Source organism: Chryseobacterium sp. KMC2, assembly GCF_016756935.1.
In the GTDB taxonomy this organism is placed as follows: domain Bacteria; phylum Bacteroidota; class Bacteroidia; order Flavobacteriales; family Weeksellaceae; genus Chryseobacterium; species Chryseobacterium rhizosphaerae.
Genome location: NZ_JAESIT010000001.1, coordinates 165,518 through 179,453 on the forward strand (window position 1 = coordinate 165,518; position 13,936 = coordinate 179,453).

4 protein-coding genes are annotated in these 13,936 nt (G+C 34.8%); 1 reads left to right on the forward strand and 3 read right to left on the reverse strand.

Translation table 11 applies throughout. The features are described 5' to 3' along the window. Positions 1-99: 99 nt before the first annotated feature. From JML65_RS00785 to JML65_RS00795, 3 genes are read right to left on the reverse strand one after another with little or no spacing between them, the layout of a single operon-like run. Positions 100-510, reverse strand: coding sequence for a hypothetical protein (locus JML65_RS00785; RefSeq protein WP_202269621.1), 411 nt, complete (start codon positions 508-510; stop codon positions 100-102). A gap of 3 nt (positions 511-513) precedes the next feature. Further along, positions 514-10,845, reverse strand: a complete 10,332-nt coding sequence (locus JML65_RS00790; RefSeq protein ID WP_202269622.1) for an RHS repeat-associated core domain-containing protein — start codon at positions 10,843-10,845, stop codon at positions 514-516. A 22-nt stretch (positions 10,846-10,867) separates the two neighbouring features. Then, the gene (locus JML65_RS00795) at positions 10,868-12,244 is read right to left on the reverse strand and encodes a T9SS type A sorting domain-containing protein (protein WP_202269623.1); all 1,377 of its coding nucleotides are present in this window, start codon (positions 12,242-12,244) and stop codon (positions 10,868-10,870) included. Positions 12,245-12,900: 656 nt separating this feature from the next. Between JML65_RS00795 and JML65_RS00800 the strand changes: the two genes are divergently transcribed. Continuing rightward, positions 12,901-13,872 carry a sterol desaturase family protein gene (locus JML65_RS00800; RefSeq protein WP_047485354.1) on the forward strand — a complete coding sequence of 324 codons (972 nt, stop codon included), beginning with the start codon at positions 12,901-12,903 and terminating at the stop codon, positions 13,870-13,872. Positions 13,873-13,936: the final 64 nt, after the last annotated feature.

Sequence of the window (13,936 nt, forward strand, 5' to 3'; positions counted from 1 at the left end):
CAATAATAATCGGTTTATCCAAAAGTATCATCATTATCATGCCATTATCTGATTTTTTATTATAATAATAAAGCCAACTCTTCGAGTTGGCTTTATTAATTAATTTAAAGAATTTTTCATTTTAACATAACCTTCTTTATAATTCACTTTTAAAAGTCTTTCATTATAGTTTTTACTTTTTAAAAATAATATACTATCGTTAATAATGTTCAATTTGAATTTACTGTTTCCAATTTTTATACTATCGTCAAATATTTCCCATTTATTATCCGGATAAACTATATCCCCACTACTATATGGATGTATTTGCTTTTTATTTCGTCTAATAACAAACATTTCGTACTTACTATTTTCATTGAATTTGTACGCATATGAACGATATGTATTTTTATTATACTCATCATCTATTACCCAATATTCAGAAGGCTCTGTCATTATAAGATTATCTAGTTTATTCTTACAAGAATTAAGTGAAAATGCACAAAATAGGATAACCATTATATTTTTCATATATTATTCTTTTATGTCTTTTTTATCTCTTTTAAGTTGAAAGGTTCCTCCATTAGGACTTATACCTTCCATTGATGGTATTCCGTTAGAATTAAATTGAGTCACTCTAATTTTATATCCTCCAGAATTTGTTTGATTAAAACGCTCTATATAACTATTTAATTTACCAGAATTTGTTTCGTCTTCATTCATTTGTAAAAGGTAGTTACCAAAAGAACCTATTGATGCTCTTTGAAAAGGAGCGGTCCCTTTCTTAAATGTAGGATCTGCCATTTGGTTCAAATATACATCTAGATGATTATAAAGCTTGCCTTCTGTTTTATTTCCATCAAGAAAATCAATTTTATGAAAATTTTCATGTTTAAGTACATTTGTAAAATTGAAATAATCATTCATTTTATCACTTAGTCCTCCTTTTGTATTAATCCTAGAAGCATATGGGCTAGCTCCTATGGTATAACCAGGATTGTCTGCTGCTAAATTTCCTACAGGGGATGGCCCTGCCCCAAAAACTCCTGGCATTCCATTTTTAGAAGCATAATGAACAGCTATTCTCATTAGTGCAAGTGTGCTACCTTTAGACTGATCGAGCTGACTTGGCATAACTCTCTGTGAACCAATATGAATAATAATATTATGAGATCCATTGTGATCATCATATAAAAACCTTCCTCTTGCATCAAAATGATGATCCCAAGGACTACGTCCATCCGGATCTGTATACTTAATAGGATTTTGTAATGTGTAGTTATACGGATTCCACGCCGGAAACTTCTCCATCATCGGATCAACACCATACCAAATACTCAATCTAGGGTTATAGTATCTTGCGCCATAATAATACAATCCTGTTTCTTCATCCAACTCTTTAGCATTGAATTTATATGGGTTATTATAAACTCCCGTCATTTGTTCTGCCATTGTCTCCCCAAACGGTAAATTTAAGAAAAACTGAGTCGGTTTCATATTCTGATTCGTCACAAAAGTGGCAGTTCCCAAGTGATCTCCGTGTAGATAATATACACCTGCTTGTAATTGTGGCCCTTTAGCCAGCTCAACCTTCACCTGATTAAAATCTATTCCTGCCTTTTTTAGGTATAACTTCAAGTCAGTACCATTATCCTGATCTTTAGATTTATTTCCAAGATCAGAAGCATTTGCTTGTCTCATCGTTGGGAAATCAAAATCCATAATTCTGCTCGCTACTCTTTCGGAACCTGCATAATAATGTTTTGTCAACATTTTCTCTGAATTTTCAACATGATAAGCATTAGGATATATCTTGAAACTATTAACCTGAATTGTCCCCGGATCTATAATCTGTCCATTTTGATACAATTGAGCTCCTTGTTCAAGGTTGCATTTGATCACCCGTTCTCCTTTATCATCATAAACATAATACTGGAAAACACCCTGATTATCTTTATTAACAGCCTTCAGACGATCCTGCTCATCCCAAAGTAACTGCTCATCATCTCCTGATTTAGAATACCTTACTACATTTCCATTATAATCATATTCAAATTTCTCATAATTCCCATTATTGAGATTCTCAATAACCTCTACTTTATGTGTACCTGTAATATAATGATAAACATTGTCATAGGTATTAAGATCATTTACTCCTCCATCCTGATTATGCTTTTGATTTTTTTCTTTAATTCCCCCTGCTTTATTATACCCCATCGTCATTTCAAAATCTGAAGCGGTTGTTCCAAACTGAGTCTGCGGATCTCCGGTAAAGCTTCCGTCAGAGGAAGCAAGCCTATTCAGGTGATCATATTTATAATTAAAAGCATAGCTTCCACCCAATTCATTATATATTCCTGCACTATTTTTCAGTTGAGTAATATTACCTAGATAATCATATTTATAACTATTTCTGAGAAGCTCTGTTCCAAAATCATCTTTAAGGCGATGTACATTCAGTTTTCTATCTGCTAAAGTATATTCGAACTCTGATTTTGTCCCATTTCCTAATTCAATAGAGGTTCTTTGTTCATAATGATCATAAACAATTTTTTTAACATATTCATGCCCATCTTTGCTATATATTCTTTTAAGATTTCCACCCAAATCATATTCATATCGTACCATCTCTCCATCTGCATAGGTGAGATTTTGGATTCTGTTCCAGCTGTCATATTCGAATAAAGTTCTGAACTCCATATTGGGAATTCCATATCCTGAAATCGTTTTATGCTCCATTACCACTTCCCCCATATTTCCATATTCAAACTTGGTTGTTCCGGAATTATCTGACTGGAAGATAAGTTTCCCTGAATTATTTCCGGAGCCCGGAGCACCATATTGATAATGAACATTCGATGGATTACTTCCTGGTAAGTCTGGAAATTGTATATCGGAGAGCCTGTTAAAATCAAATTTATAATGAATATATTTTTGAGCAGGGCTTGTATTTTCCATATTGGATGTATACATTTTTATCGTATTCCCGGCAGGATCGTATTCATATTTATTTATACCACGATCAGCATGTTCCACCTGAATTCTACGGCCACCTTTGTCATATAAATATAATGTTTTTATACCCATTGGATCTTCCGTTGACTTAAGTTCTCCAATTGTATTATAAACAAATTTTGTAGTTAATGCTTGTCCATTCAGATAATCATTGACCTGGGCCGTCTTTCCTTCTGAATTTGTAAATGTTTCCGATTTAAGCTGGGTGTTGCTATTTTGGAAAAGTACTAATGTGCTCTTTACCATATTATTTTCAATAGAGTACATTGTATTTGCAGTATGGAATAGTTCATCCACAGTCACGGCAACCCTATCTTTAGTATCACGCTGTACGGACGAATAATAAGGAGAAGGTGCACTCATATTCAGCAACACATTTGTATGATTCGGATCATTAGGGGGATACTTATTTTCAAAGATAGGATGATGCTGTGAAATAGCTCTTCCCACCACGTCATAAATAGTTCTTCCTGAAACTGACATTTTCTCCTCCCCATTCAGTAGTATATCTTTCTTAGTTTGCACTACTTTCCCCCAACCATCTGAAAAAGTCATGGTTTCTACCGGGTTAGACGGATCCTGTGGATTATAGTTTTCTGTTAAGCACCAATAATAATTACTGATATATCCCAGATTTGGATTGGGTGTTGCAAATGTATTATAAGAATATTTAACGGTATATGGTGCTCCTGCCTCTTTTTCTTTAGGGGCCAGTATTTGGGCAATTCGACCTTTAGCATCATATTTATATTCTGTTATACTACCTGAAACATCTGTAATTTGTGTTACAACATCAAATTTCGGGTCATAATCAGCTGATGAGATATATCCAAAAACATCCTTTGTATTGACTACATATTTATAGGTGTTAGAGTCATATTCATAGCTTAAGTTATATCGGTCACCATTTTCATTTTCCGGATATAATACTGTACTTACATTTCCAAAGGAATCATAGGTAAACTCAGTCTTTGCCGTTTCGGAAGCATTAAGTTTCACCGAGACTTTGAGTAGCAAACCAGTGTTAGGATCTACTTCTGTAAATCTTTCGCGAATTGGATTTGAAGTGGATAATGCTTCATAAACCTTTATAGATTTAGGTACATTTAAAATATTATTAGGCAATGCATTATTATGATAATCAATAACGGCATTATAAGTAGCAGCATTACTAAAATGCATTAGTTGAGTAACCAATCCTTTATCATTATACGAGAGTCCTTCTGAAACTGTTATATTACCACCACTTTCTATATTTTTCTTTCTTGTAATGCCCAACAATGCTATAGCCATTTTTCGTCCTTCTTTTCCACCAGTATCGTAGGTTTCTGAAACAGAAGCACTCAAATCAATCTTTGTATTGTTGTTCTTAAATTTATATACATTGTATTCGTATTCTGTTGTAGAATTAAGATCACTTGTTCCAGTATAAGTTTCAACTTTCCTTAATCTACCATTCAAAAAATAATTCTTGTTGTGATAAAAATCTATTTGTGATCTGTATACACTATTACTGTACCACATATCGTAAGAAGTCACTTTTCCGAACCCGAAAAATTCCCTTTCACGTCTGTCATATCGTCCATCTTCATATTTAAAGGTTTTTACAATATCTTTGTTGTTTGTTGGAGATAAATAGGTTGGAGAGAAGATGTCAGGATTTACAATTCGAACTTCTTTCATTACCAGTCTTCCATGAGGGTCATTATAAGTAGGTTTTGTAAATTCATAATCCAGACTAAACACACTGAATGGTGCTTTATCTTTGAAGTTGATAACGTTTTTAAGCTTATTGGTTCTTCCAATTGTTGAATAATTTACTACAAATCCATCATCTTTAGAAACAACCAGATCCGGAAAGCCATCACCATTCATATCTTTAAAGGATTTATCTACTTCAGCAATGGAAAGTCCCATATTCCCGGTTACCTGACCTCCTATTTTCAGATAGATCAGTGGGATTGGAGGGAATGGCCACCATACAATTGGGAATGTATAGTAATAGCCTGCTCCTACAGAAACTCCCCCTCTATAGGTTTTAGCTTCATTATTATAATCTATTCCACCACCATTTCTAAACAATTCAACAGGATCGGAAAATCTGTTTCCCAGATTGTATTTCACATATGTATTAGAACTTCCAACAATTAAAATATCTGCCAATCCGTCAGCGTTAATATCTTCAAAAGTGGTTTTAGATGAACCCAATGCTGCTGATGCAGCCGCACTCACACTTACTGCCAAACCACTCATACCCCCGAAATCAAAACCCAGATTAAATCCAAGTGATCCCACAGGACCCGATGCAAAGGTTTCTGCGTTTTTATAGCTGTAACCATTATCCAGTCCATATCCTAAATTAAGGTAGTATTTCATATTGCCAGAACCACCACCAGTTACTCTATCCGCTAATCCATCTCCATTCACATCCATCCAATAAGATTCTCCCGAATCTTTAGAATCGTAATTTACAGAAGCCTGTGCAGACCATGATGCGGAAGTCTCGATTCCGCTATTCATTGCTACATTAGGGCTATAAGAATACTGATTGGTATTACTTCTTACTTCTCCATTTCTGGATGAAGCCCCTGTCTGTATAAATTTAGCCGCTGAATATTGTGGAGACAATGATTTGGAATAACTGTCTGTGTTCGATATATAAGCATTTACGAAAGGATTACGCAATCCTCCATGTCCTCCGGTAGAATTAGTGATCTGCATAGCATCTTTGTACACCACATCCGGATAACCATCACCATTCATATCCATAAAGTCCTGTAGTGCTATATTCCCATCTCCTACTAAAACAGAGCTTGCATTTTGAATTCCAAAATTAAATAAGCTTCCGCTTAATGTATTCGTTCTCGATTTACTGTAATATTTTTTATTAATAGAGAACATTTTGGTATCTACATTACCCTGAAGAAGCAAATTATCCGGTAAGTCAGGATTTGCAGTCTGTGGATTAAAGAAACCACTGGCTGTTTCATTATCCTTAAATGAATCTGCCATTGCATATTGTTCTGGACCTACCCCGATCCATTTTTCAGTATAGGTTATTACCTGATCCTCTCTTGGACCTGTTACCTGCTTATATACAGTTGGATTTAATACCGTTACCGGTTTAGGCCCAAAATTAGCGGGGTTTTGATAGAATCCTGTATTACTGATCTGCTGGGCAATACACTGTGCTGTTTCATCCTGTGTAGCAAGGTTATTACACATCGGGAAGTTAAGGTTTACCGGTATATTCACTTCCTGCATGGATGCAAGATTGATCAAACGTCCATAATTATCTGAAGGAGTTGCAGGATTCAGCATAAAACCATCAGTATTCCCAGTAGGAACTACATCAGCATATTCATTATAAAGGAACTGGCTCCAGTTATGATAAAACTGACCTATATTTTCTAATGCTGAGGAATTTATTGAGGTATGGTTAACAGCAGCTATGAATGTATTAGTTCCATAATAAATATTAAATGGATTATTTTGAAATAAAGCACTGTAAGCTTTATAAAAATCATAATCTGCCTTAGTTTTACAGTATACCTGAATATTTAAAGTAACTCCACCTATTGGTGCACTAAAAATATCACCTGTATAAAATTCAGCAGGAGAGTTACCAGAAATTATCTGATTATTATTGACCATATCTAGTTCAACAATACTTCCAGAGCTATTCATAGGAGACATTATTCTTCTTTTAGTGGCAATAGCTCCATTGCTTTTAACAATATAGTAAAAGCTACCAGTAGGAAGACCTGGATTAGAAGGAATATTTTTATTAATCCCAATTTTATAGGTATTCACACCACTTGGGAGATTAAGATACTGCATGTCTATCACAGGATTAAATTCTGTAATAACATCAGAAGGATACCCTGCTACAGCAGTATAATTTTGTGGGTTTCCTGATGTAGGAGAGTAATCCACATTGATTCTATTCCAGTTAACATCTCTAAAAGTAGTGTGAGAATCCGATTCCACAACAAAATTGATCGTAGCCGGAACATCATTTGTACTAAAGGACAAACTTGTTACATTTGCTACCCCCGGGTATAATGGAACGGTATCAAATGGAATATTACTTTTAGCATAGGTCTTAGAGTATATTACCTCTCCTGTAGTGGAGCTTGCCGTAGTTTTAATAATTTTAAAGGTAATATCATCCTGAGAATTTGGAAACGTAATTTTTGGAACTGTAATGCTAATGTTTCCCGGCGTATCTATAGAAATAGGTTTGGTATGATTATTTAAAAGGAAATTATAACTGTATGCACCATTATTAGCCCTGAACCCGTCCTGAGAAAGTCCTATAGAAATAGGTTTAGGAATTCCCACATAGCTTATCGTAGGATTAGACATCACTTTAAAGCTGTAATTGTCATTTTTATGCAGCCTTATAAATACTTTATCTCCCGATTTCACATATAATTTTGAAGCATCATTAATTCCTAAATGATCAATATTTGCAGGTGGCAGAGCCTGTATTTGAGAATAATACGCATTATAGCCGGTAATTGATATATATTCTGACGGCATTCCTGCTGTAAATTCTTTTAAATAAATTCTCCCATTTTTATCAGGAATAGCAGGATTTTTAATTTCCACCGAATACTGTGCCTTAGCATTAGGTACATTCTCAACCTGCACATTATCTTCAAACCTAATGTATCCGTCTCTTGAAGCTACCCAGACTTTAACAACATCATTTTTAGAGATATCCTGCCAGGTTCCTTCCAGTGGAGAATTATGCTGCATCATCGTATCTGCAACAATCACCATATTTTCTGTATTATCGCTATATTGCGTCATTTCGACCTTTCCGTCTATTGGATTGATTCTTCCGAACAATACCTGCCCATCCTGGGCTACATCCATCACTCCGTCAGAGTTAGCATCCAGGATAAAAGATGAGGTTTCACTTTTACTGGTGGCCCACATCTGTGAGAAGTTGAACCCAATTCCAAATACATTGATACCGGCATCATAGCCTATATTCTGGGTTTTAGTTTTGGTAAGGGAGAAGTTACTGTTTAGATAGTTGATCTGTCTTTCTTGCCCAAAACTAATGTTTCCACTGGCAAGATTTCCAGATCGAAGAAATAATCCGGTACTTGGTTTTCTATAGATCAAATCCGGAATCCCGTCGCCATCAAAATCCATAAGTTCCTGGGCTTTTTTAGCTTCTGCTTCTGAATGGCCCAAATTAAAAGATGCCATTACATGGCCATACGCTCTGGTAGGGCCAGGCAGAAGAAAGTCTAAACCAACCCCTGGTACTCTTCCGTTCACCCCCCATTCAAATGTATTGTTAGCTGAGATTTTAGAAGGTTTCAAAAAATTAGGTAAAATAGGAAATGCATCTCCCCCACCTCCGGCATTAATATCCACAGAACCTCCAAAATTGACAGGACTGCTATTGGGTGTACTTTTGATATCATCAAAATATTCAAAGTCAAATTGTTCAGTTAGCAAGCTATTATATGCAACATCGTTAGATGTATCCTTGTGTACTACACTTCTCAATAATGTTTTAAAAAACTGTCCTTCTTTGTATGAAAAGGTATAGGTTCTTATCAATTCATCATCATACTTTACATATATTTTAGAAAGTTTATATGGCTCTACCTCTTTCACACCTCTTTTAGCTGTGACACTAATATCCTGTCTGGTAATCCTGCTTTCTTTTTCAAATTCAACGGTATAATACTTGAGATTTTGACCATCCATCTTCGTATAAGTGATTTTACTGATATGGAAATATTGTCCTCCGTTTAAGTTTTCATTTTCAGCGGTAAGCCCCTGTAATTTTATATTTTCATATTCATATTCAACATAATTTTTGAGAACGTCTTGCTCTCTCCAAACTCCCCAATGAACAATATTTCCATTGCTATCTTTAATGACCGTATTTTCAATAACACCAGACTCATTCCCTCCATAATAGATTTTACCTCCACCTGCATTAGTTACTACCCATCTGTAATCTTTAGGAGTCGTTCCATATCTCTCAATTTTTGAAAAATCGTGATTTCTTCTAAGGAAAAATGTTTTTTTATTATCTACTAAAAGTGTATCTCTTTTTTGTTTTCTCGTAGTAAAAATAGTACTTGTTTCACTAATATCATTATGCCTATGAGGCAGATAATTCCCGTCATATACTAACGTCTCACCGTTTAATGAATACAATTCGGTTTCTGTGGCACTATCAAAACTCGGAGCTCCCCAACGGGTATCAATGCTAATTGCTGAAAGACCGCTAATATCCCATCCTTCACCCATCCAGCCATTAGATTTATTACTATCATAGGAAACATTGATATTAGGCTGCATCCCTCTTCTTCCTGATGGGATAACAATAGGATAAGCCACATTTGCTGCTCCTTTTTGATTGGCACCTGGAGGAGAAATAAAATTTCTTGCTGCTGCTGCATCACCCGCTTTCAGCCCGCTTATTCCTGTAGGATTAGAAGCTCCTAACTGCGGAGATTCCGGTACAGAAATAATTCCATTGATATAATCACCATCTCCTTTAGTTTCTACAGTTACCATTTTGGTTTCCGCATTCACTACAGAGGTGGGATCTGCAATCCATTTTCTTGAATTATAATCAAAATAAAATACTTTAATTTCTTTAGCTGATCTTACGCCAAGCTTTTTCTCATCATAAGGAAATGATAATTTCACTTTTTTAGTAAAATTCCCTGATCTGGTATTTACACGATATGCAGCAGCATTTACAGAAAGATTTTTAATCTCTCCATACACAGAAGGGTAATCCTTTTTTCTTAATTTCAGTATTTCAACCTGCCCGGATTCTGCTACTGAATTCTTTTCAATGCTTACCGTAGCATTCTCATACTTTTCATTGTATTCCGAATCTTTTGATACATTGACAATGAAAGGTACAAACCTGGCTTCATTTACAATTTTAAATGAAGGCACACTTTGAGAAAGCGGATATTGTGTTGTTCCAACAGAAGATGTAACAGATACAAATCCTCTTTTCTTATCTTCATCTGAAAGTTTAACTAGTGTTTCAAATTCTCCTCTGGAAGATTCCACTATCTGGCCATTGATGTTTACAGCCTGGGATCCCCAATGGCTATCCGAACCTTTTACATATAAATGGTCTTCGGAAAGAAGTGTAGAAATCCCGTTTTGTGGGTTCAGATTTTTTTCAAGTACTATTTTTACATTCTTTACCCGATATTTTATTCCGTTCAATGAAGAAGTAAAGAGAATCGTATTTTTTCCCTGATGTAATGAATTCAAACTAATCTCTTCTTTTTGTGCACTCCATTTATTCCCCGGAACAATAATATCCCCACCGAACGCAACATTTTTGTTGATGGATCTGGAGACTGATTGGTAAGAATCAAGCCCAAACAGGTCATACTCCAGATATGCTGCAACATTTTGGTTTTTAACTTCCGGAAGGTTTATGGTGAAGAAATTATCTGTTGCATCATCTGATTCATCATCAGAGAATTCACCGATAATACCTTGTTTTTCGATCGATTCAAATACATTCGCCGGTTTTTCAATACGTGCGGATACTATTTCATGGAATCCTTTATTCTGAACACTCAAGCCTTCTGCAGGAGAAGGAGCTGCTGATATTTTATTCAGCAGAGGAGTGGAATGATTAATATGATCAGATAAGGAGGATGCTGTAGTGCTATCATTTTGATGATAGACATATTTCTTCATAAGTTGAAGTTTGAAAGCCCTCACTTTCTGTCTGTCCTCTTTCGTAAAACTTGCAAAAGTAAATACTGAAGCAAAGAATACTAAGATGAGAAGATGCTTTCTTCTCAACCTAATGGGTAATTTAGTTTTCATATATTAAGGGAAATAGTATTAATTAATCAACGACCACTTTAAAAGCCTTAATCAGTTTTTTGTTTTGAGTAAGTACAACCAGGTAGGCCCCTTGTATCTTGAGGCTGTTTTGATATATCGTAATTTTCGAATCTATTTTTTCGGTAGAAAGAATTCTTCCTCCTCCGTCATAAATGGCAATCTCCAATCCTTCTGTCGGTGGGAATTTCACTGTAAAATTATTGTTCATTTTCACAGGGTTCGGATACAGCATATATTGGAAATCTGAAGTAGCATCACCCGGTCCTTTTGTATAGGCTGGATCATGAATATTATTTTTATCCGGTTGCTTTTCTCCGGTACTATTGGTAGCAAAAGTAAAAACAGCAGAATTTTTATCTTCAGGAAATTCTACTCCCGAATATTCTACCATTTCATCGTTAGCCTTTCCTTCTATTTTTTTTAAACTGCCATCCTCATTTTTAATAAGCATCCAGTAGTTTAAACGTGAATTTTCAGGATTCATCAGCTTTTTAGCGATCTGCAGCACATATCCTTTTTTAGGAATAGTATTGCCGATAAAATTGATTTCCCAATTTCTCTTCAGTACCCTTAAGTTTTCTTTCTCTTCAAAACTGAGATCTTTGTTATCATCAGACCATATCGCAAATGTATAGTTGTCTAACGGAGCATTATTTTCAAAATTAGTCCTTGAAATCTTTTCTCTTCCAATACTGATTGTCTTATCCTCCTGGTTGCTGGATTGCTTCTGATTAAGTTCGTTAGCATCATCCCTACCAATACCGGTAGGTCTGTTTTTAAAGTCTTTATGTTTTTCAGGGTCCCAGATGACATCCCCTTTACTGTTGACATATTTTACACCCACCAGTGAGATCCCATATTTAATAGACAAATAGGTATGAACCTTTTCCAGGTCTTTTTTTGAAAGCTTCCTGGGAACAAAAATAGCCTCATAAAGATTTTTATCTTCAAGGCCTATATTCAGACGGTCTTTAGGGTTGCTGGAAATTTGTTTAGATCCCAGATAAGAAAAAATACTGGGTTTCTTTTTCAGTTCAATAAGCTTATCGCTTCCACTGCTTTTGAAAGAAGTATTGCTAAGCTCTGCAATAATATCTTTATTATACCAGATGTTTTCGTCTTCACCTGAATGATGTACAACGATTAGAGATTGGGCATCATTTTTACTGTAGGTAATAGGCTTTGGAAAGTGTTGCCTTATATTACAGTTGAAGTTGAGCAATGAACCATAATCGCATTTTGAGGTTTCTCGCGACGATTCGGGTTTTGCTTTTTCCCAGATCTTATTTTTCTGATCAATAAGTTGTGCATTACCATAGAAGATACCTAAGCACAATGCAAGGCAGCTGCACACATTTAAACGGTACTGAGTTTTCATTCTCTATGAGGGTTATTAGTACAGCCAAATTAGCAAAAATTATGAAACGAGCATTAAAAATTTAAAAAAATTCAATATTTTAATAAAAAATAACCTTTACAAACCAATAAAACAAGTAAATAAATCTTATTTCACTATTGTAATAAAAAACTGAAAACAGCTTCAAACAGGACATTTTGTTAGAAAAAATAATAAGTATTGAGAGCTTAAAAATCAGTTAGGTTAGAAAGTGAAAAAAATATTTTTTTTCCCCTAAGAGAGAATTTTGACTTAACATAATAACAAATTATTTTGAATAAAAACACCTTAAAAAGTCAATTTACACATTGAAAATAAGTTAATTATGTTCAAAATTTATTATTTCGCATGATATAGTCCTCTATTTTTGAAAACCGTAACCATTATCCCCAAATAATGATCATCCTAAACCTTATTATTCTTTTTTTATAAATTTTTAAAAATATCATAGGAGGTAAACTGGAAACATATTTTAATTTATCTTTTCTTAAAACAACATCCTTTTATTCATAAAACATCATCGTTTTCCCATTTTAATTCATTTATTATGGATTTATATAAAAAATATTGTGTGGGGAAGAATATTTTTGCTAAAAAACTGGCTTACAATCTCTTTTATTTTTAGTTTTACAGAAAAAATGTTTGATTTTAGTACTATGTTCCATACTGAGGGCCCAGACGTTGTTTACACATGGACCATTCCTGTATTTGCTGCTATTATTTTTATAGAAATGGCCTACAGCCATTTTAATAAAGAGAAAATTTATGAAACCAAAGATGTAGCAACCAATGTTCTTTTTGCCCTGTTAAACTATGGACTGGACATTATCATGAAGGGCTTTTCTCTTTTTGTTATGATGTTTTTTTATCATCACCGCATTTTTGATTGGGAAGTTGGGATATGGTATTGGATTGCTGTATTTCTTGCCCAGGATTTCGCTTATTATGTCCACCATTATGTAGACCATCATTCACGGGTGTTCTGGGCTGTACACATTACCCATCACAATTCTGATTATTTCAATATCAGTACAGGCTTCAGAAGCCCTGTATTCCAGCCTTTGTACAGGTATTTATTTTTCTCCCCGCTAGCATTCATGGGATTCCATCCATGGCATATTTTGGTAGCGTATTCGGCCATACAAATCTATGGTACCTTTGTGCACACCCAGTCTATTAAAAGCATGGGATTTTTAGAGTACATTTTGGTAACTCCTTCGCATCACCGTGTACATCATGCCTGTAATATCAAATATTTAGACCGCAATATGGGAATGGGACTGATTATCTGGGACAAAATCTTTGGAACATTTGAAAAAGAAGATCCTGAAGTTCCTGTAAAATATGGAGTATACCCAAAAATAAAGTCTAAAGACCCTGCTACCATGCTCTTTTACGAATGGAGAAGAATAGGAAAAGACATTCGCCAGCCCGGGCTTTCCTTTAAAGACAGGATAAAATATCTTTTTTACTCTCCGGGCTGGAAGCACGATGGCACCGGAAAGACGGTAAAACAATACCAAAAGGAATATAACGAAAAGATAAAAAATAAGCCGTTACCTGAAAAAATAGAAGTTCCAGAACCAGAATATCAATATTCAGATCAATAAAATATTCAATGAAAAATCAATACTTTATTTAAAAAAATAACTGCCCCGGCTCAGAGAGCCGGGG